Genomic DNA, 23,639 nt, shown 5'->3' on the forward strand with positions numbered 1-23,639 from the left:
CCACTTCTTCAATCACTTTTGCCCAAAGCAATAGCCACTGAACCCGCGACTACTAAACCTGCTCCTAATATTCCAACAAAAGTGAAGCGTTCTGGTGGAATTAAATTAGGTGCGATCGCTGATACAATGGCAACTGATATTAATGTGACAATGGGAGCTAACGCTAATACTGCACTTACTCTTGATGCTTCCCAATGTTCTAATGATTCAGCAAAAGCACCATAAGCAATTAGAGTATTCAAAGCACAAAAAATCAACATTCCTGAGTGCAAAGTATCAAGTATAAAAATTGATTTCACTTGAGCTAAGGGAGTGAATAATAAAGCACACCCTCCGTAGATAATTAGCATGATGCTAGGGGAAGATAAAAATTGTAATAATTGCTTTTGCGCCAAAGCATAAATCGCCCATGCTGCTCCTCCCAGCACAATTAAAATGCTACCTATTATGTAGGTATTAGGTGCTGTAATTAAATTCGTTAGCTGTTCCCGAAAAAATAACAAGTAACCGCAACTCAGTACACTTACACCAAGCCATTGATACAACTGATAACGTTCGTGAAAAATTACTAAACCGCCCAAACCTAATAAAACAGTAGCTAATTGAATCAGAACTTCAGCATTCGCCGGTGATGTTAAGGCCAGCCCTTGCATAAATAAAAAGTAATTCATCGCTAAAAACAATGTAGCGATCGCTAATAATTTCCTAGAACCAGAACGCAATTGTTCCAATCTTGGTAATTTTCCACTTGTTCCCAAATACACAAAAAGCAAAACAAATGATACTAGAAAACGAAACCAAATAACTGTATATACATCCAATGCTTGCAGAGTTACCGCCAGAGCAATTGGTAAAATTCCCCACAATAATACTGTCAGCAATGATAACGCCAGCCCTAAGCGCCAGCGGCCAGAAATTTGATGTAGTGACATTTAAATATGCTCTGCAAACTATGGCTAATAATCAACTTAAACATATATATTCTACATATCTAAATTTTATCAACCTCTTACTAGTTAAGGATATCAACGATTTTTTCTCTAAAAAATGTAAATAAAGATTGCTAACTTTCATCAATTGAGTTATGCCTTCATGAGTTTTTTGTTCACATAAAATTAGTAATTCTTTTACCTAAACAATAAATTTCATGGTTTTTACTGAACGTATAATTTTTTTCAGTCTTAATTTATAACCAACAACTATGGGGACTATACCCGTAATAGTCTTGGTGCTAGTTTTGACTAGCCTACCAATTTATTTACTACTCAATTCAACAGGTAGATTTTCGCTCAAATTTTTGGTCGCAAGAATCAAGCAAGCAATTCCAGGCTTAGCTAATCAGCCAAAATTGCAGCGCTATGAATTGCCTATTGACATCAAGCCCCAAAGGCAAAGATCTAAATCTGGCAAGTTTAATCCTTGGAGATGGAGATTTTCCAAAACCATAGTAATTGCTGTGATGATTATGGCAGCAGTAATAGCTGGAAATACTGTCTCAGCCCAGATTACCACATCGCCACCTTCCCTCAAAAGTGTGCCTGTTCCAGAACCAGACAATCTCAGAGACTTTATCAAAGACAAAGCAGCCGCCATCAAATTAGGAAAGGCTTTTTTTTGGGATATGCAGGTGGGTAGCGACGGCGTGACCTCCTGTGCCACTTGTCACTTTCACGCTGGAGCCGACAATAGATCCAAAAATCAAATAGCTCCAGGACTGTTGCGGGTTAACGCAGATGGCACAGAGAATCCCGATACAGTTTTTGACATCGGAGGACTACCAAACTACCAACTCAAGCCACAAGATTTTCCCTTCCACAAACTAGCAGACCCCAACGATCCTAACAGCGTCATATCCGATCGCAACGATGTCAGTTCTTCCCAAGGAGTTACCAATACGAAGTTTGTTGATGTCGTACCTGGTAGTGCGGAAGACCAAGTACAAACTCAGCCAGATCCCGTGTTTAACGTGGGAGGCGTAAATGTGCGTCGCGTCCAGGCCCGTAACACCCCAAGCGTAATTAATGCAGTATTTAACTTCCGCAACTTCTGGGACGGAAGGGCACAGAACATCTTTAATGGGGTGAATCCTTTCGGCTTGAGAGATCCTAACGCTTCTGTTGTCAAAGCCAAAAATCTAAATCAGCTGGAGTTTGTCAAAATTAGCCTGAATAATTCCTCTTTAGCATCCCAAGCAGTTGGGCCGCCACTCAGTTCCTTTGAGGTGTCTGCTGATGGTCGGACTTTTCAAGAAATTGGTGATAAATTTGGCCGAACCAACCCTAGTAAAGGTAAAAAACTACCCCGAAAACTTGCGAAAAAGTTATTTCCTCTGAGACCGCTAGGTAAACAGCTTGTGCATCCACAAGATAGTGTTTTAGGTGCAGATAGCAGATGGCCTAGACCAGGACTCAAAGATAGAACCTACGATCGCATGATTCAAGATGCCTTTAAACCAGAGTGGTGGAAGTCTAACAAACTCATCCAGGTTGATTCCCAAGGTAGACGTACTTTCGTTAAAAGACCCGATCGCTCCTTGGAGACTAATGAATATACATTGATGGAGTACAACTTCTCCCTATTCTTCGGTCTGGCAGTTCAGTTGTACGAGTCTACACTCATTTCCAATGACACACCCTACGATCGCTTCCTAGAAGGTAAAAACACCGCCCTCACCCAACAGCAGCAACTAGGTAAACAACTATTTGAAGGTAAAGCTTTGTGCATTGGTTGTCACACTGCACCAGAATTCACCGCCGCTTCAGTGAGCAATGTCACCAAGAACGGACGAATCAAACGTGCGCCGTTCCCACCAAACAGCCCCGAAGATAATGGCTTCTTCAGAATTGGTGTTAGACCAAACACAGATGACCTTGGCTTGGGTGGTAACGATGGTTTATTTGGTAACGGCCAAGGTAATCCCTTGTCAGAGGCTCGATTGGCGCAGTTAGGGAAATTTCAGCTTCTCCTTGGTGAAAACCCCCCTACCCTAAATCCACCGTTGCAGCCCACTGAAACCGTAGTTGCCGATGGAGCTTTCAAAGCACCCGGACTTCGCAACGTGGAACTCACGGCTCCCTACTTCCACAATGGAGGTCAAGCAACTTTAGAACAAGTCATTGATTTTTACAATCGCGGTGGTGACTTTGGAGCGCTTCCCCGCCTGAATCTTTCACCAGAAGAAAAACAGCAATTAGTAGCCTTCTTAAAAGCGCTAACCGATGACCGAGTCCGTTACGAAAAAGCACCCTTTGACCACCCGCAACTGTTTGTCCCCAACGGACATCCCGGTGACACCACAAAAGTCACCAACGACGGTACTGGCAAAGCCACAGATAGCCTAATAGAAATTCCCGCCGTTGGTAAGAATGGTGGTAATGGTACGCCGAATTTCCTGAGCTAATACCAATTTGAAAAAAGAATGCGACACATAGACAAGACCCCTCCCCAACCCTCCCCTTGGCAAGGGGAGGGTGCCGTCAGGCGGGTGGGGTATCTGTCGCAAACATTTTTTGAATCGGTATTATTTGCATTTGTTCTGAGAGATAAATTGTCAGGATTTACGCTTATTAGACTTCTAGCAGAAGTGGGGAAAAGGGGAAGGGGAAAGGTTTGGTATTTTCTCTTTCCCCAATAAAGATGCATCCCTTTTACCACAACAGTGCAAAAAGCACTTTTGCAAGATGTCTATTGATTTTAGGCAAATACTTGCATCACAAATTGGCATAGATAGGATTTTGGAGATTTATGAAACACGCTCTCAATCCAAAATTTCAACTCTAAAATCCAACATTTGTATTCATGCCTTACCCTACATTTTACTTGAAGTTGAATAATTCCGATTCCGAAGATTCCCAGCATAAAATGTTGCTGGAAATCTTTCAATTGTTTTGATTTCCTGTTATTTATAAATTTTTTACCGAAATAACCTTAGAGTGGCTTCACCTACTATTTATGAATGACTATTGGTGTACCCACGGATGCCCATCCAAATAGCCATTTAGCATGTTTAGGTGCAAGATTTACGCAGCCGTGGCTCACTGGAGTACCAAATCTCTTATGCCAGTAAGCACCGTGAATACCGTAGTTACCTTGGTAAAACATGGCATAGGGAACGTTAGGAACATCGTAGCCTGTTCCCCTCATCCTTGTAGTTTTAAACTTGGATTGAATATTAAAAGTACCAACTAAGGTGGGAGTGGATTTTTTACCAGAAGAAATGGCACTCCCATAAACAACTCTGTCGCCTTCCCAAGCTATTAATCGTTGTTTTGTAAGATTAATTTGAATCCAACGTTTATCCGATTTTTGTAATTTCTGCATTGTTTGGGTAAAGCTTGGATTTTGAGAATTTGCCCAAACTTCACTTGTTTCAGTAGTAGTAAAAACACTTAAAGATAGTGCTGTACCAGCGAGGAGGATTTTAAAATTACGCACCCAGTTAGGATAAATCTGCCTTTTCATACTAGATACACTCACACTCAAATTATCTGGTTTTAGGAAAGTTACCAGTTTTCACTTTTCTTTCCATATCTATTAGTTTAATAGACATAAATTTTTGATGATTTGATTCTAAATTAACTCAAATGTTGCATTAGTTTTGCTGCCTTAGTTGCGATCGCCTCCCAATTACCCTCGCTAACAAGGTTTTTGGGAAATAATTCACTGCTCAAACCCACGGCCATCGCCCCTGCTTGTAAAAATTCTTTGGCATTTTCTACGCTGACACCGCCAGTGGGAATTAAGGGAATCTCACCCAGGGGGCCTTGTAAACTTTTAATATAATTAGCCCCGCCCACCGCTTGCACGGGAAACACTTTTACACAACTAGCACCGTGACTCCAAGCGGTAATAATTTCTGTAGGCGTCAGCGCTCCTGGGATAATAGGCACATGTTTTTCTCGCGCTGCTTGAATCATTGCCGAGTCAACATGGGGTGTAAACAAAAATTGCGCCCCAGAAGTGATGGCTTCCTTGAGCTGCTGCATATTAAACAGCGTACCAGTGCCAATAGTACAGCCTGGTAATTCCGAACGTAGTTCACTGATTAATTCCTCAGCACCATCACTATTCCAGGTAATTTCAATTAGCTGCATTCCCCCAGACGCCACAGCCATAGCCATTTCTCGTCCCCATTCTTTTTTAGCAGCGCGAATAACTGCGATCGCTTTATGTTTTTGTAACTGTGATAACCAAATTTGATTAGGCATAGGATTGGGCATTGGGCATGGGGCATTGGGCATTGAAAGCTAGGATTTGGCAGTCTCAACTAGTTTTCTAATACCTAATTTTCAATACTAATATGCCCTATGCCCTATGCCCCATTCCCACACTTGCTTATTGCATCAAGCTATGAGATATTGCATATAATAAAATAACGATAAACCGATAGGTTTATCGTAGTTATAAGAAAATAACCTCAATGCTTGGGACTCAAGGAGTGATTACAATGACAATTGCGCGAGAAAACACAGTAGCATCGTTTCACGATTCCAATAGCGTTAATGTAGTGAATTGGCTGAAGTTTGTACAGTTAGGTACAACACAAGCCAAGGCCTTTTGGTGGCATATTCACGCATATAAGACGATCTTGACTGTAATGCTATTGACTTTGAGTAGTTTGATTTACTTGATAATCCATTGGTCTTTAAGTAACTTGCTACGAGTTCCTATGCATCAAGAACGATGGAAGATTAGTAGTAGTAAATGAAAGTAATTATCATAGGTTATTAGTCATTAGGGAACAACAAAGTTGGCTGAGTACGGCGTATGTTAAGCCGAGTCCGCTAGCTTTTGACTTTGGTATCTCTTATCGGTAAACAAGCTAGCAACAGCATTTTTACCAGGAAAATTTCAAAGACAAATAGCTAATGACTGATAACTAATAACCAATGACTAATGATAAATGACACTTCTAGTAGAGGAGATAGCCCATTGAAAATCAATATACTGTTATTACCAAGCAATAGTTTGATAGCTTCTAGTTAAAGACCAACTAGGAGCTTTTTTTCTGGATTATCTACCCCAATAGGAGGATATATGAAATCAATTAACACTTATTTAAGTACTACTTATGGATATTAATAATTAATTCGGATGATGGATGGAGTACTAATACTCAGATTGTTAATATTAATTTGTAAGTAAAAAACCTGTTACCAAATTAATAATCATGAATATTCTTGCTTGGATTGTTTTAGGTTTAATTGCTGGTGCCATCGCCAAAGCTATCTACCCCGGTCATCAAGGCGGCGGAATTCTCGGAACAATCTTGTTAGGAATTATCGGTGCTTTTGTTGGTGGTAGCTTGGGTATCTTTTTTAGTACGGGAACGTTAACTCTAGCAGCTCCCACTCTCAGCATACCCGGTGTCGTAGTAGCAGTTTTAGGCGCACTTGTAGCAGTTTTCTTGTGGAACTTGTTAACTCGTAGCAGTGCTGTATAGGAGCAATATTGCAACCAATCAACCAAGAAGATTTAGCAAAGTCATTTAAATATTTTATTTTTGAATTAAATCAAAATAATAGCGTTATCTTCAAGGGAAGGTAGCGCTAATTTTTTATTACAAGAGTTTGAGCTTAAGTTGACACCAATGACAGCTGTACACCCCTACCCATCCATCTGTATCAGGTATTTCGTGAAATGGTATGACGCTGGGATTGTTTCCCTACACTACGTTCTAGTTGCAATGACAAAATATTCCTTGCGTAAGTCCTAGTATAAATACGCCACAATCTCTAGCTTTCATGAAATTTTCAACAAGTTCTATTGGTTCCTACACACAATTCGGCGATGTTCAGCTAAGCTATAAGCTCTATGATTATGGTTTATTGAACGTCTTATGCATTGGTTGTTATCTGGGCCGTTGAGTACAGAGAAATTGACGGTTAAGATTGCAGGATTGCCTGCATCATTACAGGGTAAGAAGTTGGTGCAGTTATCAGATTTTCATTACGATGGTTTGCGGCTATCGGAAGGTATGCTAGAAAAGGCGATCGCAGTTAGCAATGAAGCTGAACCAGACTTAGTTTTATTGACAGGCGACTATGTAACTGACGATCCCGAACCAATTCACCAATTAATACTTCGACTCAAGCATCTGGAAAGCCGTTTTGGAATATGTGGTATTCTTGGCAACCACGATATTCATTATAAACACGCAAAAGCAGCAATCACAGAGGCATTAACCAGCATTGGAATTCACGTCCTTTGGAACGAAATTGCCTATCCTCTAGGAAAAGAATTACCCATTGTTGGACTAGCCGACACTTGGTCGCGGGAATTCAATCCTAAGTTGGTTATGAACCAGCTAGACCCGAACACACCCTGCATTGTTTTATCTCATAACCCAGATACTGCGGAGATATTACAAAACTGGCGAGTGGATTTACAACTATCTGGTCATACTCACGGCGGTCAAATTGTGATTCCCAAAATTGGCCCAGCAGCCTTGGTTTACAGCAAAATTGCCAAAAAAATACCCCACAAACTACGACGGAAAGCGCGATTTTTGGAAGAAAATGTTTCTGTAGTAACTCATTGGGAATGGGCCCAAGGTTTCCATCGCTTAGGAAAAAATCAGCTATACGTCAATCGTGGCTTGGGAACTTACCTCCCTGGACGCTTATTTTGCCGCCCAGAAGTTACTATAATTACGCTAGAAAGTGAGTGAAAAATTCTCAATTCTACATCAAACGGGGCAATTCTAGTCACTATCCTAACTCACCACTAGCGACAAATTAAATCTAAAAGCGCTTTAGTTGAGCTTGATAATCGAAAACAATTAATTACAGCGCTTTTCCACTAATTTAACTACACCACTCCCCACTCGCTATTTCCCTATTCCCCTTACCAATCAGGTCTAAATAGCTGAAAACTGCTGTAATTATATTTGGAGTAGATGACATAAATTATTGCAATTTATCAAGTTGCATTTTGATTTTTGGTAAGCTGTAAGCGCTGGTATGAGGAGTATCGGTTGGCTTATGCATTGGTTATTTACAGGACATTTAAGAGTAGATAAAGTCACGGTTAAGATTGCGGAACTTCCCACATCTTTAGAAGGTATCAAACTGGTACAGTTGTCAGATTTTCATTACGATGGTTTGCGGCTATCGGAAGATATGTTAGCAAAAGCCATCGCACTTACTAACGAAGCTGAACCAGATTTAATAGTATTAACTGGTGATTACGTAACAGATGACCCAACGCCGATTCATCAATTGGTGCTGCGATTAAAACATCTGCAAAGTCGTTGTGGTATTTACGCCGTCTTGGGTAATCATGATATTTATTACAACCACTCCCAAGCAGAAGTGACAAAGGCGTTAAATAGCATTGGCGTACATGTGCTTTGGAATGAAATAGCTTATCCACTAGGAAAACAATTACCCCTAGTGGGACTAGCTGACTATTGGTCGCGGGAATTTCATCCAGCACCAGTAATGAATCAATTAGATTCTGTTACACCCCGTATCGTTTTATCCCATAACCCAGATACGGCTAAGATATTGCAACAATGGCGGGTAGATTTGCAATTATCTGGCCATACCCACGGTGGTCACATCGTAATCCCCGGCATTGGGCCTTTGGTATTTTATTATAAAAAGCTTCTCAAAAAAATTCCCAAAAAATTACGGCGTTGGGTAACACTTTTACTCGGAGACTGCTCGAAAGTCGTGCGATATTGGGAATGGGCGCAAGGATTTCACAATGTGGAAGAAAATCAATTATATGTCAATCGTGGTTTAGGAACTTATAAACCAGGACGCCTATTTTGTCCGCCGGAAGTAACTGTAATTACGTTAATTGGTGATTAAAAAGAATTCAGAATTCAGAATCCAGAATTCAGAATTGATTGGCAGTTTAGTATCCTTGATATACTCATTCATCAAATATTTTCACGATTTTTTAGTTTTTCTGACTCCTGAATTCTGACTCCTGAATTCTGACTCCTGAATTCTGACTCCTGAATTCTGACTCCTGAATTCTGACTCCTGAATCCTGACTCCTGACTCCTAAATTCTGACTCCTGAATTCTGACCCCTGAATTCTGACTCCTGAATTCTGACCTTAAAACAGAAACCGCCTGAAGCTACGATGGATAGATATCGGTAGCTTGGGCGGTTTCTTGAAGATTGGATAATTCAGAGGTAACTAATTCAACTAAAGGTGGACACTACTCGCGATCGCTTTACGCAAATGTTGACATCCTTACATAATATATTCCAACTAGGCAGGCATTTTCTGGCTGTGCGTTCTAAAACCTCCAAATAACTCGATGAACACAAGGCTAAAACACATTCAACGGATGCCACAACTAATTGAGCGATCGCCCTAAAATTAGAGCAGGAGGTACAGGCTCTAACTTAAAAGTTTCACTTAACTTTTAACCTGTTTGTACCTTGCTCTTAATCTAGCACCACAGTTATTGAACTAGATTACATATTTACCAATATTTATTACCATTAATTTATTGCAATAATTCTGAAATATTCCTTAAAAATTAGCCCACTTGTTGTTGGTGTGAATACCAACATTAGCAAGTGGGCTGAAAAATTCACCGACCAGCTAATGGGTCACAAGCCCCGCCCCAAGAGGGTGATGGGCGTGGTTGAAATCCCCTTACTAGCTTAGGACTTACGCAAAAGTATGAATAAACTAACCGCAAAGGACGCAGCGAAAAGTCGGAGCGCCGGCTTCCGGCGTACACCGAAGGGGTTGCCGCAGGCATCTGAACTTTTCAAGACAGAGGGCACGAAGTTATAAGAGTTTGAGAGAGTTCTTGCGTAAGTCCTATAGCTTTTACTATTTCCTATTCCCTATTCCCTATTCCCTGATGCCTTTAAAACTGCTATTGACCAGAATTCCCTGTAGAACTGCTATTAGATGTACTATTTGGCTGTTCTATACCTTGAGGTGTAGTAACTTTAGAGTTGTCGCCTTGGGTATCTGGAGTAGCAGTATTAGTAGAACTATCGTTCTGGGAAGTAGGAGTATTGGTACTTGGACTAGTAGTTTGGCCTTGGGTAGCATTGGGTGTTGGCTGGGTTCCAGAAGGCGCTGTTTGCTGGGGTGGAACTGTAATATTAATATCCGGTTGGGGTGGCGCAGATGGAGGTACAGCCTGTTGTTGTGGAACGGGAACAGGAACAGGTATTTCCCTAGTTCTTTCGATAATTGTCGTTTGTGGTTGAGGAGATTCCGTAGGTGTTGCGGTGCTATTACTCGGTGCAGGGGTTGTAACAGGCGCACTATTGTCAACTGCTGCGTTATTAGCCTGGTTAAAATACCATAGACCACCAACAATTAAGCCAGCCAAGGACGTAATGATAATACCCATCAGCAAACCATTACTAGTATTATTGTCATCCCGTTCGGCTAAATTAACTTCTTGGTATCTACGCTCAGCATTTCGACCTTGTACGTAACCGTTTTGGTAAGAGTTGGGGTTAGTTGCGTTGTTGTTAACTGTTTCTGTGGTTCGTGTCAGGTGGGTATGAGTATTACCATTAGTGCCAGTGTAAGTTTCTTGTCTAACTTCACTTTTTTTTGTTTCGCGTTCATTGGGAATAGACATAGCTTTTGATTTCACTCCTCGATACGATATTTAGAAACTAAAGTTTATAAAAACAAAGGATTTTGATGATGTGAAAAATGTGTGTTGCTGATAAAAATTGAGTTTTATTTAGCTACCCAACCGTTGGTAATTTTGAGAATAACCTCTGCGATTAAAAAAGTGGCTCTATCTCTAGTGAGTTAATACTTCATCAAAAGAAAGAGTATCCTAACGATAGACGTTATTATGCTGTTAGCTGATATTCGAGTGTGAGTAGAGGCAGTAAGCAATAGGCAATGGGCAATAGGCAATAGGCAATGGGCAATAGGCAAGACTAAAGTGTAGGAAATTTTTTCCAAAATCAAATAGTAGCCTTATAAATGGATCGAAAATTTAGTAATTTGTTGAACCAGTCTCAATTGTTAATTTCTGATTAGACATCACAGTGCGAAATTTTTATTTTTATAGCAGTTGAAGCATAGTTAATAACATAAGCTAACCGTAAAATCAAGACATCAAAAGACTTTTAACCTTGTTGACTGTTGGCTGTTCACCGTTGACACTCAACAGTCAACAACCACCACGAGTGCTTATATCCAACGCCGATTTAGCCGCAGTAAAGATTTGATTCCCTGACAAAATCTTGTTAGCAGAGGCTTAGGCTTTGATACGCGTCTTGGTGATGAGGAACTACGCGCAAAACCTGGATTTCTTATCTCTTGTTCTAACTCTCTAGCTTTATTTAAATCTGAAGAGGCTCTATATTCATATCCCAATTGAGAGCAAATTAGTCCACGATATTTATATGCATCGATATATTGAGGATTAAGCCGAATTGCATGGGTAAAATCTGCGATCGCATCTTCATATCTTCCATTAGTAGCATTCTCTACTCCTAAAGTATAAAAAGCTTCTGCATCCCAACGTTTGACAGATACTTTTGTGGGATTTTTTGGTGAAGATGAGGATGGATTTACAGTAGTGGGAGGCTCGGATGACAATTCAGACTTGAGCTTGTTGTAAGCTGCGTTGATTTTTTTGATTTTTTCTTCTGCTTTTTGTTTTTCCGTTTCATCGAAAAAGCGATCGGGATGCCAAACTTTCACCAGTTTACGGTAAGCTCGCTTCAGCTGTGCCGGCGATGCACCAGGTTCCAACTGCAAAATTTCATAAGCATGATTAATGTCGAAATCGTCGCGCATACTGAAAAAATCAGCAACTATGTAAATCCATGTTAACTATTCCTCTAAATTTCCTTTCGTCAACCCAAACACCCCATTCTGGTTATCACTGGGATGGAAGTAGCCGCCGCTTTTTTGAAGGCTGGTATTACCGCGTTACTTTACCAGAAATTGGACAAACATTCGCCTTTATGTACTCCATTGAAGACCCCATAGGAAATAAACCTTACAGTGGTGGTGCAGCCCAAATCCTCGGCCCGGATGATGAGTATTTATGCCGTACTTTCCCCGACGTAAAGAAATTCTGGGGTAGTCGTGATGTTTTGGGTTTAGGACATTGGGGTAAGACTGATTTACAAATTTCTCCTCTGTATCTTCTACCAACAGAGTTTGAGTATTATGTTCGAGAAGGCTATCAAGCCACAGCAACATTAAATCAAGGAATTATTCGCGATCGCGCTACCAACAATTATTGCCGTTGGCAGTACGAAATTCAACCGATATACGCTTGGGGCGATAAAAATAGTATTCAGCAGTCAACCGCAGGCTGGGTATCATTTTTACAAATTTTTGAGCCGGGATGGCAAATTTTGATGGCTCACGGCTTAGCTAGCGGCAAAATCGACTGGAATGGCAAAATTTATGAATTCACCAACGCCCCAGCTTACGGTGAAAAAAATTGGGGTGGTGCTTTTCCCCAAAAATGGTTTTGGCTAAACTGCAACTGCTTTGAGGACGAACCAGACTTAGCCTTAACTGCTGGCGGCGGACGGCGTGGTGTTTTGTGGTGGATGGAATCTGTAGCTATGATTGGTTTGCACTACCAAGGCAAGTTTTATGAATTTGTTCCCTGGAATTCGCAAGTTGATTGGGAAATTCAGCCTTGGGGTAGATGGCAAATGAAAGCTACTAACTGCAACTATGAAATTGAATTGACAGGAACCACCGATTTATCTGGTACACCCTTACGTGCGCCCACAGCCGGAGGTTTAAGATATTGTTGCCGAGACACAATGCAAGGAAAGCTAAATTTAGAATTACGAAAAATCAATGGCACAAAATCTCAAATCATCTTAAAAGCACAAAGTTTTCTCTGTGGTTTAGAAGTGGGGGGTCAGCCTTGGGATGAATGTTGGCAGTCTCAGTAAAAATGCTATAATCTCCAACATGGCATTTTTTTGGGGCTGTAGCTCAGTTGGATAGAGCGAGCGCCTCCTGAATAATCGGGCACCATAAGGGAAACCTTATGAGTGAATGTGGTTGAATTCGGTGAACCCTAAAGAGTGAAAATTTCCTTCTTTCAAAATGCTTGTGCGATCGTAAAAAGTATCATCATAGCTATTGATAGAAAGTAGGAGTGGTTGTGTGTTTACCACAGTGTTGACACTCCAGGGGAATACCGAGCCAAGCTTGATTAAATTCAAGAAGGTGTAGAGACTAGGTAGCCACCACCTAAAGGCTAAAACCTATGGTGAAAGTATAGTCCAGAGAGTGGGGAAACTCACACAAATCTGAAGCGCTAGGTCGTGCGTTCAAGTCGCACCAGTCCCGTCTCTAATGATTCATAATTCATAATTAGCAATGTAGTGGACTGACATAGCTAAAATGTTGCAATGAAATTTCTTATGGGGCGGCTAGAAGCCCCACACAGATGGGCGAGACGCCATTGCTGCCAACTTAAAGTTAAGGAGTAATTATCAACAAGTAATTTTACTTAAAACTTGCCAAAATCTGAGTAGAAAACATAATTTATCGCTAGCGATCGCACCATATTTAAACGCATCATTAATTTTTACCCTCAAAAGTCAGTACAAAATTTAAATTAATACTTGATGTTGTGGCTAATTTTCAGCATAATTACTAGTTGAGCAAAGTGATTTTGTCTTAAATTGACACAAATTGCAAGATGCCCATCCTATATTATGCAAGTAAAATATGTAACAGCTTATTTGTTGGGTTTCACTACCTTCGGAAAGCCACCTTCGGTGTCTAAGTTCAACCCAACCTACAACTGTTTTATTCCTGAATTCTGACTTCTGAATTCTGACTTCTGCCCTATTATGCCTCTTTCAACCGAATCTTAGTTTTTATTTGGTCAAAGATAGCACCTTCATTAAAGAATTGTTTTTGAATTTTCTCCCATCCTCCTAAATCTTGAACTTTGAAAAGAGTTTTGATTTTTGGATATTTGCTTTCTACTTCTTTGGCAATTGTGACATTAACAGGACGAAATCCTAATTTGACAAACTCTTTTTGTGCGTCTGGAGTATAAAGAAATTTTACAAATGCTTCTGCAACTAAACGAGTTCCATGTTTATCGACATTTGTATCTACAATAGCTACAGGATTGTCAATAGAAATATTGACATCAGGAACTACATAGGAAAATTTTTCACCATTTTGTGCTGATAAAATCATCTCGTTTTCATAATTGATTAAAGCATCACCCTGACCTTTTTTAAAGAACAGTTCAGTGGCATTGCGAGCAGTTTTTGGTAGCAGAGGTACGTGTTGATAAACATCGGAAATAAAGTTTAATGCTTGAGCCTCGTTTTTACCAGTTTTGATGGCTGAACCCCAAAGTCCAATAAAGTTCCAGCGAGCGCCACCAGATGTTTTGGGGTTTGGTGTAATTAACTGCACCTGATTTTGTGTGAGATCTGTCCAAGTTTTGATATTTTTGGGATTATTCTCACGAGTTGCGATCGCTCCTACAGATTGAGTTACTATTGCATCATTGGGGGCTTCTTTTTCCCAACCCTGTTGAATCAAACCTGCTTCAACTAATTTCTGGACATCAAGAGCAAGCGATAAATGCACTACATCAGCTTCTAACCCATCAATTACAGCTAATGCTTGGGAACCAGAACCTTCATAACTCTCCTCAAAAGTGACATCTTGCTGATGTTCTTTCTTCCACTGTTCTATAAATTTAGGAATAATTTGCTTATACGCTTCACTGGTAACTGAGTAAGAAACAAGCGTCAGCTTTACATTATCCTTGGTAGTAGAATTAACACTACCTGCGTTATCTGTATTTTGTGACGAGCAGGCTGTCATTGCTACGCTCAAACTAACTCCGATTAAAAATAGACTAATCAAGCTCCAGGAATAACGCCTATGCAGACAACTTCTGATTAAACGAAGGTGCAAATTTTTGGTAGCTTGCACAGTTCTGATAGTATAAATTTGAACTAACTTGATTAAGCGTCTGACTGAATGAGAAGTTCTTAGCCACTGTTTCATCAATTTTTTTCCTTAAACTGCGATAAATTGGGCGGAATATCGTAGTTAAAGGGAATTATAGAACAGTAGCTCAGGTGACATAACCTTTTGTTAACCGAATTTTAGATTGTCAACATTGCTCAATTTTGACCTTTAACTTTTAGTTGCTTACCTGTGGAAAACTTGTGGAAAAACACGCTACTTTTTCCACAAGGTAATTATACTTAATTAAGTTTAATTAAAAAAAACTCAAGTTTTCCACAGATTTTTCCCCAAAAAGTAAGATTTTTTCCACAAGCTAAGTAAAATTTAATCAATTTTTATACGTTACTTAATATTTTTAACCAATTGTCTAACTTTGAAGGCTTGACAATTAAAGTGCTAGTTGTGGAAAACTTCAAAGTCAGAATTCAGGAATCAGGATTGGTGAATTGAATATGGTAGGGAAATCAAGGATAGTGAGGTGGTGGATTTTCTTCAAATTATGAAGTTTGAGTTTCCAAATCTTAATAGATTCTGAATTCTGACTCCTGGATTCTGACTCCTAACTCCTGACTCCTAACTCCTGACTCCTGACTCCTAACTCCTAACTCCTGACTCCTGACTCCTGAATTCTGACTCCTGACTCCTGAATTCTGACTCCTGACTCCTGACTTACGATGATTTTTGAGGGCGACTAGTCATATTAATGCGATCGCTCAATTGGCGTAGGGTTTGTGCTAAAGTGCGATCGCTCTCTTGGAGTTGGGCAATTTTGTCACAACTGTAGATCACCGTTGTATGGTCTTTACCGCCAAACTCCTCCCCAATTCTTGGCAAACTCAAAGACGTGTGTTGACGCATGAGATACATGCCAATTTGACGCGCCCAGCTAATTTCTCGGCGTCGTGAGTTACCTTTGAGGTCATCAATGGAAACATCAAAATTCTCAGCAACAACTTTCAAAATTGTTTCTGGGGTAGCCACCACTTTTTCATTCGGCGGCCCTAAAACTGGTGCAATATTTTCCACCGTCATCGGTAAACCCCAAATAGAAATATAAGCCAGTGCGCGAATTAAAGCTCCTTCTAATTCTCGAATATTAGAAGTATAGTTAGAAGCAATATATTCAACCACATCACGAGGCAAGCGGATATTTTCATACTCAGCTTTTTTTTGTAAAATCGCCATTCTCGTTTCTAAATCCGGCGATTGCACATCTGCGATTAACCCCATAGAAAAGCGAGAACAAAGACGTTCTTGTAAACTCGGAATTTGGTTCGGGGGACGGTCAGAAGCAATGACAACTTGTTTACCTGCTTCGTGTAAAGTATTAAAAGTATGAAAAAATTCTTCTTGGGTGTATTCCTTACCTTCTAGAAACTGAATATCATCAACTAATAAAACATCAGCGGCTCGATAATGCTCGCGAAAACTTTGCATACTATCCTTACGAATCGCTGTAATTAAATCATTAGTAAATTGTTCAGTAGAAACATAAAATATCTTACAACCGGGGGAAATTTCCCAGCGATAATGACCGATGGCTTGCATGAGATGAGTTTTACCTAAACCCACGCCGCCACATAAAAATAAAGGATTAAATTCCCTCCCAGGAGATTCTGCAACTGCTAAAGAAGCAGCATGAGCCATACGATTATTTGCACCGACTACAAAGCGTGAAAAAACATATTTAGAGTTTAATTCAGTAGTTTTTTGGATGTTATGAGAAACAGGTTCAGAAATACTGCTAGGATTTGGTGATTCCCAAGAAACCCCTCGTTCGCTAACATGAGAAACTTCATCACCTTGAACAACGGTAATGTAAATTTCCACAGGATGACCCAAAATATCTTGTACTACATGAGCAATGGTGTTGACATAATACTTCTGTAACCAATTACGAGCAAATGGGTTAGGAGTACGTATTACCAAACAATTATTTTCTAATCGCTCCGCACTAGCAGTTTTGATCCAAGTTTCAAAGGTAGGTCGGGATAGCTCAAGCTTTAAACGCTCTAGTACCTGAGTCCACAAATTTTCTATCGAAATTTCCACGATCCACCACCTTTGCTGCTAATCGTCACAATAGAAGAGAAAGCACCAATTTATCATCCAGACTACCGCACTGCGGAAGTCAAAAGTAGAGACTCGATTAATCGCGTCTGTACAAAAGTCAAAAGAATTGTATTTACGACTTCTGCGGCATATTGATGCTGTACTAGACCTAGAACAGGCTCTTAAGTTGTAACCATTTTTGGGACATACCCGGTAGGCAAGATCCTAACACCCACTGACTGACAAGGGAGAAGCAACGACAGATGAAGACAACAAATCATGACTTAAGATTCAAAAATATTAATATTAGGGTTTTGCCCAACAGATTGTGGATGCTCTCAATAGTGGTGTTGCTGGGGAGCTGCTCTCTTCTAAGTGCCAAAACTTTTGAGAATCAACAAAGCACTCCTGAAACTCAAAAGACAATTGAGGCCAATCCAGTAATCGAACCTCCACGAATTCTTGCATCCTCTGGAGACCCTAATTTTGTGGTGAAAGTCGTGCAAAGTGCGGGGTCTGCGGTGGTTAGAATTGATTCTTCCAGAACAATTACTTCTCGCCTACCAGAAGAATTTAACGACCCTTTACTTCGGCGGTTTTTTGGAGACACAATACCCCAGCAGAGACAACGAGTAGAACGGGGTAGTGGTTCTGGATTTATCATTAATTCCTCTGGTCAAATTTTGACCAATTCCCATGTAGTAGATGGTGCTGATAGGGTGACTGTTACACTCAAAGATGGTCGGACTTTTGACGGCAAAGTTTTAGGTGAAGACGCGGTCACAGATGTAGCTGTAATCAAAATTGACGCCAATAACCTACCAACCGTGCCTGTAGGCAACTCAGATATTTTACAACCAGGAGAGGCAGTAATCGCCATTGGCAACCCCTTAGGCTTGAACAATACCGTCACTTCTGGGATTATTAGTGCTACAGGTCGTTCTGGTAGCGATATCGGCGCTAGTGATAAGCGAGTTGATTACATCCAAACGGATGCTGCCATTAACCCTGGTAATTCTGGCGGCCCGCTACTCAATACCCGCGGTCAAGTAGTTGCCATGAATACAGCCATTATCCGAGGCGCTCAAGGCTTGGGATTTGCCATTCCCATGAACACCGTGCAAAGAATAGCCCAAGAACTAATCGCCAAAGGCAGAGTAGATCATCCTTATTTGGGCGTGCAAATGGTGACACTGACACCAGAAAACAAAGAAAGACTCAAAAATATTGCAGGCGATCGCTTAAATCTTACAGCCGATGAAGGCGTTTTACTCGTGGAAATTGTGCCGCGATCGCCCGCCGCCGCCGCCGGACTCAGACCAGGTGATGTAATTAAAAGCATTAGCAACCAGCCTGTGACTAAAATTGAACAAGTACAGAAGCTAGTAGAAAATAGCAAAATTGGTACTCCCCTACCAATACAAGTAGAACGCAATGGACAAATCCTCCAACTAGCAGTCCGACCTGCCCCTTTACCCGTAAGACGTGAAGGATAAATATTATTGGGCATGGGGCAAAGAAACAGGGGAGGCTCTTGAGACAGGGGAAAAGGTTAAAGGGAAAAGGGAAAAGGAATAAATTTAATCTTTCCCCTTTTCCCCTTACCCCTTTCCCTTTCCCCATGTCCTGTTTGCCCAATGCCCCACTTACCAAAGGAGTTTTTCATGTCTCAATCAATCATTCAATTAGGCAATCCCACACTCCGCCAAAAAGCCGCTTGGGTTGATAATATTCAAGATCCAAGTATCCAAAAATTAATTGATGACTTAATGTCCACAGTTGCCACGGCCAACGGTGTGGGAATTGCTGCACCCCAAGTTGCACAATCCTATCGTTTATTTATTGTGGCTTCCCGCCCTAATGCTAGGTATCCTAATGCTCCAGAAATGGAACCTACTGCTATGATTAATCCTAGAATTATTAGTCACTCAAAGGAAGTTGTCAAAGATTGGGAAGGCTGTTTAAGTGTTCCTGGCATTAGGGGGTTAGTTCCTCGGTATAAAAATATCGAGGTTGAATATAGCGATCGCCAAGGCAATGTCCAAAAGCAAGAATTAAGGGATTTCGTCGCTCGTATATTTCAACACGAATATGACCACCTCGATGGCATCGTATTTGTAGACCGCCTGGAAAACACTCTCGATATGATTACTGAGCAAGAATACCAACAACGAGTAGTTAATAAGACTTAATCTGAAATAATTCTTTAGAATGTATAGTTCACAGAAAGTTTAAGGTATACTTAACCTAACGTTAACCTTTGGTTGGGTGTAGTTATCGGGTAAATGACCAATATTATTAGTAGTCACGAGGGGTTAAGTCCGCAGAATAGTATGTCTCCTGACTTAATTCCTCACCAGCATCAAAGTGATGAAGTAAAACTAAATATTAGTATTACAGATACAGCTGCACAGTCAAAAGTGCAACTGCCTTTAGAGAAATTGGAAATTGTTCATACGATTGCTGGGCGGGTAAGAATCCGCGCTAGTGAGGGTGTTTCCAAATCAACAATCAGAGATATATCCCAAGGCTTACGGCAGCAGTATGGGGTGAAGGAAGTTGCTACCAATGAGCAAACAAATAGTATAGTTGTCAGTTTTGATGAAAAAAAACTGTCACTACCAGAAGTTTTGGGACTATTGCAACAATTTAATATTCACCAAGCTCAAGTTTTGCCAAACTCAAATAACCAGACAGATCCTTTTGCAGCCTGGAAATCTGTTGATTTTTGGAAGGAACAAACTATTTCGTTGATTCCTTTAATGACGGGGTTAGCAGTGACGGGTGGACTGGGGATCAGCGGCTTGGTAGCGATTCCAGTTTATATGATTACCGCAGAAGCAACTCGTAAGGTCATAGATTCTTTGGAAGTAGAAACTTCGGGATCGCAAAAGTTACAACAATCAAAGGGCAAGGGAGACGCAGACTCCAAAAATAAGGCAAATGCTTTTGGTCAGAACCAACAGGTGCGAGATTTGAAAGGTAAAAATTCAATAACACAGCCAGCCAAAATTGCTTACAGTGTAGTCCATGCAATTCCAGGACGCATCAGATTTCATCTCCCCCGACTAGCGGAAGATCGTGTCTATGGACGACGGCTAGAAAGGTTGCTTAATAACGATCCCCAAACGGTAAGCGTGCGTGTGAATATTGATGCAGCATCCATCGCCATCGCTTACAAGCCGAGTCAAATTAGCGTCAGCCATTGGGTAAATCTCATGGAGTTGGCTTTGCAAACTAATCCGCCCAGCGATACCATCAAAGTTGCACAGCCACAAACATCTCAAGAACAAGCATCTCAAGAACAAGCTAGTCAGACAACACAAATAGATACTACAACTGTGTCGAAGAACACAACCTCAAATGTGACTCATACGGCACAATCAGACAACATCAACGTGTTAGAAGACACAACCCAAAAAGAGAGTCGGACGACAGAAGTAGAGAATACAACTCTGAACTTATCAAATTTATGGGCTGATTTGAAGCCTGCAACTTTGTCTTATTCCTTAGCCATGATGGCGAACTTTCCGTTATAGACGGTTCCATACCTTAGGAACACAGGAGGATAACAATGGAGGGTTCTAGCTCACAACTAGATTCAAATAATTGCACTTACAGACAATCTGTAAGCATAGCTCATAGGGTTACCCATACACATAACAGACGAGTCAGATTATGTGTGCCTGGGAACGCTGAAAATTTAGACTATCAGCAACATCTCATCGAGTTGCTACAAATAAAGCGGCTTTGAAGCGGCAATATCGCATAGCCGATGCGTTCGACCTACCAAAATAACGTAGGTATGGCAAATGCGATGGTCTTTAACAGAATTTCAGACATTAAAATCTAGTACTCAGTTAAAGGTGGGAGTGGGAAAGAGTTTTTACTCTCCTTGAATTTTCTCCTGTTTCATTAACTTGAGAGGCTACTGGTTCATTGTATTAGCGATCGGGGCTGATAGATCCCCGACTTGTTAAAGAAGTCGGGGATCTGAACACCCACAAACCAACAAAATTAATGCTACAGACCACTACTGGTGTGTCCCATTAATTTTGTAGGGAAAAAATGTTCGTAGTCAGGACTTTAGTCCTTTGATTTTTAAGCACTAAAGTGCTTACTACTAACCTCTCAAAAGTTTTGGGACATACCACTACTTGTTCATCGCATTAGTTATGAGGGTTTAAAGAAACGTAGACGCGTAGCGGCTTGCCGCAGGCTACCGCAAAGTACGCAAAGTACGCAAAGAAAGAGGAAGAACGTCTTCTTCCCTACTGCCCTCAACAAACAAGTTTGTAAACCTTATATGAGACATAACGAATGGCACAAGTGACAGTCCAACCACCATCCCTACGAGTTCAAAAATCTCACCAGATTGTAGAGAAGCAGACTCAGATCATTCCTTTAGTACAAAAGAATGGCAAAATTTCTCTGGCTGAGAAAAATGGACATTCCCGCACACATACTGCTCAAGTTTCCTACAGTGTTGTCCATCAAATCCAGGGAAGGATCAGGTTGCGCGTGCCTCGATTACGTTATGATGCCGACTATGCTCAACGTCTTTTAGCTTTAGTGGAAGGCGATCCCCTCTTTAGTAATGTCCGAATCAAATCAGCGGCGGCGGCGTTAGTTGTGAATTATCCAGTTAGTTCAGTTGCAGATGCGAAGGTGCGATCGCGTTTGAGTTATTTGATTGGGGCCGCCACTGAAGTCGCAATAGTTGTACCAAAAGCTAACAATTCATTAGCTACTCAACCAACAGAGGATGCAGAGAATTCCTGGCCTGGGATGCAACTTTCAGCTATGGCCACCGGTTTAGCCGTACTCGGAGGGCCGTTAGGACTACCAATTCCCCCTTTAATAGTGGCGGGAACCATTGCCCTTGCAACCTTACCAGTGTTCCAAAGGGCAGTGGAAGGCATCGTCAAGGAACGCAAACTCAACATTGACTTTTTAGATTTTCTGGCCATCGCCATTACCACTGTCCAAGGTCAATTTCTCACACCATCGTTGATGTTGAGCTTAATTGAAATCGGTGAAAACATCCGCGATCGCACCGCCCGTTCTTCTAAATTGCAAACCCTGGATTTACTCAGTTCTTTAGGGCAATTCGCCTGGGTGGAACGCAACGGCGTCAAGGAACAAATCCCAATTCAGGATGTACAACGTGGCGATACAGTCATTGTCTATCCTGGGGAACAGGTTCCAGTTGATGGTACTATCCTCCGGGGGAAAGCCTTGTTAGATGAGCAAAAACTCACCGGCGAGTCCATGCCTGTGTTAAAGAGAAAAGGACAGCCAGTTTTTGCCTCTACCTTGATGCGTGAGGGGCGAATTTATATCTTGGCGGAATGGGTAGGTAATGACACCCGTGCCGGACAAAGCATTAAGTTGATGCAAGAAGCACCAGTCCATGACACCCGCATGGAAAACTATGCCATCAAAATTGCTGAAAAAGCTGTTGTGCCAACTTTGTTACTTGGTGTGGGAGTATTTGCCGCAACGCGGAACCCAGCACGGGTAGCTAGTGTCCTTACTCTGGATTTATGCACTGGAATTAGAGTATCAATTCCGACAACAGTTCTGGCGGCCCTGACTTATGCAGCCAAGCACGGCATCTTGATTCGTAGCGGTCGGGCATTAGAACAACTAGCAGCAGTTGATACAGTTGTGTTTGATAAGACGGGGACTCTAACAAAAGGTGAAGTATCAGTTGTCAAAGTTGAGAGTCTCAATGCTGCAACATCAGACTTGCGAGTGCTGGAACTAGCTGCGGCGGCGGAACAACGACTGACGCATCCCGTAGCGGAAGCAGTGATTCGCTATGCCGAAGCCCAGCAAATAGCGATCCCCAGCCGGAGTAAATGGGATTACCAATTGGGTTTAGGAGTACAAGCCGAGATAGACGGTGAGACTGTTTACGTCGGTAGCGAGCGCTTTTTGCGTCAGCAAGGCATGGACATGGAACCTCTCAATGGGCATAAGCCAGGAGACTCAGTGATTTACGTCGCTAGTAACAATCAACTTCAGGGTAGAATAGTCTATAGTGATATTCTGCGTCCTGAAAGTCAGGAAGTAATTACCCAGTTATTGACAGTTGATGGCGTAGAAGTTCACATGCTCACCGGAGATAACAAGCGAACAGCTAATGCGGTGGCTGCTCAACTGGGGATCGCACCAAAGCATACCCATGCCGAAGCTTTTCCGGAACAAAAAGCGACAGTTGTCCGCCAACTACACGAACAAGGCAAAACAGTTGCATTTGTAGGCGATGGCATCAACGATTCGCCAGCTTTAGCCTATGCTGATGTTTCAGTATCCTTCGCTAACGGTTCGGAAATTGCGCGGGAAACAGCAGACGTGGTGTTAATGCAAAATGATCTGCATGGTTTATTAGAAGCGATCGCGATCGCTCGTAAAGCCAAGCAAATAATTCATCAAAACACCAGTATTGTTGCCCTTCCTAATATCGCAGCGATGATTGTTGCCGTCTTCTTTGGTCTTAACCCCTTAGCGGCGACAGTAGTCAACAACGGCTCAACAGTAGTTGCAGGCGTCAATGGTTTGCGTCCAATCCTCAAACCTTCACCGAAAAAAGCTCTACCATCAGCAAGATGAGATAACTCTTTTAACTAGAGTAT

General features: G+C 41.4%; 16 protein-coding genes. 9 read left to right on the top strand and 7 right to left on the bottom strand.

Annotated features, from left to right (window positions below):
* Positions 1 to 8 precede the first annotated feature (8 nt).
* Positions 9 to 932, bottom strand: coding sequence for a DMT family transporter (locus tag GNE10_RS01680; RefSeq protein WP_185563371.1), 924 nt, complete (start codon positions 930 to 932; stop codon positions 9 to 11).
* Between the two features lie 269 nt (positions 933 to 1,201).
* Here GNE10_RS01680 and GNE10_RS01685 point away from each other — a divergent pair, with 269 nt between their 5' ends.
* Positions 1,202 to 3,400 carry a cytochrome-c peroxidase gene (locus tag GNE10_RS01685; protein WP_185563372.1) on the top strand — a complete coding sequence of 733 codons (2,199 nt, stop codon included), beginning with the start codon at positions 1,202 to 1,204 and terminating at the stop codon, positions 3,398 to 3,400.
* A gap of 545 nt (positions 3,401 to 3,945) precedes the next feature.
* Here GNE10_RS01685 and GNE10_RS01690 read toward each other — a convergent pair.
* Both GNE10_RS01690 and GNE10_RS01695 read right to left on the bottom strand, forming a co-directional pair.
* The gene (locus GNE10_RS01690; protein WP_099069439.1) at positions 3,946 to 4,461 is read right to left on the bottom strand and encodes a L,D-transpeptidase; all 516 of its coding nucleotides are present in this window, start codon (positions 4,459 to 4,461) and stop codon (positions 3,946 to 3,948) included.
* Positions 4,462 to 4,574: 113 nt separating this feature from the next.
* Entirely contained in the window at positions 4,575 to 5,207 is a 633-nt protein-coding gene (locus GNE10_RS01695) for a bifunctional 4-hydroxy-2-oxoglutarate aldolase/2-dehydro-3-deoxy-phosphogluconate aldolase (RefSeq protein ID WP_185563373.1), read from the bottom strand.
* Between the two features lie 962 nt (positions 5,208 to 6,169).
* On the opposite strand from GNE10_RS01695, the gene GNE10_RS01705 reads away from it, so the two are divergent.
* The 3 genes from GNE10_RS01705 to GNE10_RS01715 all read left to right on the top strand — a co-directional run bounded on the left by GNE10_RS01705 (position 6,170) and on the right by GNE10_RS01715 (position 8,816).
* On the top strand, positions 6,170 to 6,442 hold the full coding sequence (locus GNE10_RS01705) for a GlsB/YeaQ/YmgE family stress response membrane protein (protein ID WP_185563375.1): 273 nt from the start codon (positions 6,170 to 6,172) through the stop codon (positions 6,440 to 6,442).
* 396 nt (positions 6,443 to 6,838) lie between these two features.
* Positions 6,839 to 7,669: a metallophosphoesterase gene (locus GNE10_RS01710; RefSeq protein ID WP_185563376.1), complete on the top strand. Its 831-nt coding sequence runs from the start codon at positions 6,839 to 6,841 to the stop codon at positions 7,667 to 7,669.
* 313 nt (positions 7,670 to 7,982) lie between these two features.
* Positions 7,983 to 8,816 carry a metallophosphoesterase gene (locus GNE10_RS01715; RefSeq protein ID WP_185563377.1) on the top strand — a complete coding sequence of 278 codons (834 nt, stop codon included), beginning with the start codon at positions 7,983 to 7,985 and terminating at the stop codon, positions 8,814 to 8,816.
* 1,034 nt (positions 8,817 to 9,850) lie between these two features.
* On the opposite strand, the gene GNE10_RS01720 is transcribed toward GNE10_RS01715, so the two are convergent.
* A complete protein-coding gene (locus GNE10_RS01720; RefSeq protein ID WP_185563378.1) occupies positions 9,851 to 10,576 on the bottom strand; it encodes a hypothetical protein in 726 nt (241 codons plus the stop codon).
* Between the two features lie 569 nt (positions 10,577 to 11,145).
* Positions 11,146 to 11,757 (bottom strand): DnaJ domain-containing protein, encoded by a 612-nt coding sequence (locus tag GNE10_RS01725; protein WP_185563379.1) that lies wholly within the window; start codon positions 11,755 to 11,757, stop codon positions 11,146 to 11,148.
* Positions 11,758 to 11,786: 29 nt separating this feature from the next.
* On the opposite strand from GNE10_RS01725, the gene GNE10_RS01730 reads away from it, so the two are divergent.
* Positions 11,787 to 12,884, top strand: coding sequence for a tocopherol cyclase family protein (locus tag GNE10_RS01730; protein ID WP_185563380.1), 1,098 nt, complete (start codon positions 11,787 to 11,789; stop codon positions 12,882 to 12,884).
* A gap of 910 nt (positions 12,885 to 13,794) precedes the next feature.
* Here the strand turns inward: GNE10_RS01730 and GNE10_RS01735 are convergent.
* Together GNE10_RS01735 and dnaA are read right to left on the bottom strand one after the other, a co-directional pair.
* The gene (locus GNE10_RS01735) at positions 13,795 to 14,982 is read right to left on the bottom strand and encodes a sulfate ABC transporter substrate-binding protein (RefSeq protein ID WP_185563381.1); all 1,188 of its coding nucleotides are present in this window, start codon (positions 14,980 to 14,982) and stop codon (positions 13,795 to 13,797) included.
* Between the two features lie 633 nt (positions 14,983 to 15,615).
* Positions 15,616 to 16,998 carry a chromosomal replication initiator protein DnaA gene (gene dnaA / locus GNE10_RS01740; protein WP_185563382.1) on the bottom strand — a complete coding sequence of 461 codons (1,383 nt, stop codon included), beginning with the start codon at positions 16,996 to 16,998 and terminating at the stop codon, positions 15,616 to 15,618.
* Positions 16,999 to 17,261: 263 nt separating this feature from the next.
* Here dnaA and GNE10_RS01745 point away from each other — a divergent pair, with 263 nt between their 5' ends.
* From GNE10_RS01745 to GNE10_RS01760, 4 genes are all read left to right on the top strand, one after another.
* Positions 17,262 to 18,494: an HhoA/HhoB/HtrA family serine endopeptidase gene (locus tag GNE10_RS01745; protein WP_185563383.1), complete on the top strand. Its 1,233-nt coding sequence runs from the start codon at positions 17,262 to 17,264 to the stop codon at positions 18,492 to 18,494.
* Positions 18,495 to 18,662: 168 nt separating this feature from the next.
* The gene (def, locus tag GNE10_RS01750; protein ID WP_185563384.1) at positions 18,663 to 19,190 is read left to right on the top strand and encodes a peptide deformylase; all 528 of its coding nucleotides are present in this window, start codon (positions 18,663 to 18,665) and stop codon (positions 19,188 to 19,190) included.
* Between the two features lie 141 nt (positions 19,191 to 19,331).
* Positions 19,332 to 20,537 (top strand): hypothetical protein, encoded by a 1,206-nt coding sequence (locus GNE10_RS01755; protein ID WP_260446714.1) that lies wholly within the window; start codon positions 19,332 to 19,334, stop codon positions 20,535 to 20,537.
* A 781-nt stretch (positions 20,538 to 21,318) separates the two neighbouring features.
* Positions 21,319 to 23,616, top strand: a complete 2,298-nt coding sequence (locus tag GNE10_RS01760; RefSeq protein ID WP_185563386.1) for a heavy metal translocating P-type ATPase — start codon at positions 21,319 to 21,321, stop codon at positions 23,614 to 23,616.
* Positions 23,617 to 23,639 lie beyond the last annotated feature (23 nt).

The organism is Nostoc sp. 2RC (genome assembly GCF_014222165.1).
Classification (GTDB): domain Bacteria; phylum Cyanobacteriota; class Cyanobacteriia; order Cyanobacteriales; family Nostocaceae; genus Nostoc; species Nostoc linckia.

Bases quoted from the DNA above. Each gene is read 5' to 3' on its own strand.
- GNE10_RS01685 (WP_185563372.1), top strand. From the start codon at position 1,202: ATGGGGACTATACCCGTAATAGTCTTGGTGCTAGTTTTGACTAGCCTA.
- GNE10_RS01720 (WP_185563378.1), bottom strand. From the start codon at position 10,576: ATGTCTATTCCCAATGAACGCGAAACAAAAAAAAGTGAAGTTAGACAA.
- GNE10_RS01695 (WP_185563373.1), bottom strand. From the start codon at position 5,207: ATGCCTAATCAAATTTGGTTATCACAGTTACAAAAACATAAAGCGATC.
- GNE10_RS01760 (WP_185563386.1), top strand. From the start codon at position 21,319: ATGGCACAAGTGACAGTCCAACCACCATCCCTACGAGTTCAAAAATCT.
- GNE10_RS01705 (WP_185563375.1), top strand. From the start codon at position 6,170: ATGAATATTCTTGCTTGGATTGTTTTAGGTTTAATTGCTGGTGCCATC.
- GNE10_RS01725 (WP_185563379.1), bottom strand. From the start codon at position 11,757: ATGCGCGACGATTTCGACATTAATCATGCTTATGAAATTTTGCAGTTG.
- GNE10_RS01680 (WP_185563371.1), bottom strand. From the start codon at position 932: ATGTCACTACATCAAATTTCTGGCCGCTGGCGCTTAGGGCTGGCGTTA.
- GNE10_RS01690 (WP_099069439.1), bottom strand. From the start codon at position 4,461: ATGAAAAGGCAGATTTATCCTAACTGGGTGCGTAATTTTAAAATCCTC.
- GNE10_RS01730 (WP_185563380.1), top strand. From the start codon at position 11,787: ATGTTAACTATTCCTCTAAATTTCCTTTCGTCAACCCAAACACCCCAT.
- def (WP_185563384.1), top strand. From the start codon at position 18,663: ATGTCTCAATCAATCATTCAATTAGGCAATCCCACACTCCGCCAAAAA.
- GNE10_RS01745 (WP_185563383.1), top strand. From the start codon at position 17,262: ATGAAGACAACAAATCATGACTTAAGATTCAAAAATATTAATATTAGG.
- GNE10_RS01710 (WP_185563376.1), top strand. From the start codon at position 6,839: ATGCATTGGTTGTTATCTGGGCCGTTGAGTACAGAGAAATTGACGGTT.
- GNE10_RS01735 (WP_185563381.1), bottom strand. From the start codon at position 14,982: ATGAAACAGTGGCTAAGAACTTCTCATTCAGTCAGACGCTTAATCAAG.
- GNE10_RS01755 (WP_260446714.1), top strand. From the start codon at position 19,332: ATGTCTCCTGACTTAATTCCTCACCAGCATCAAAGTGATGAAGTAAAA.
- GNE10_RS01715 (WP_185563377.1), top strand. From the start codon at position 7,983: ATGCATTGGTTATTTACAGGACATTTAAGAGTAGATAAAGTCACGGTT.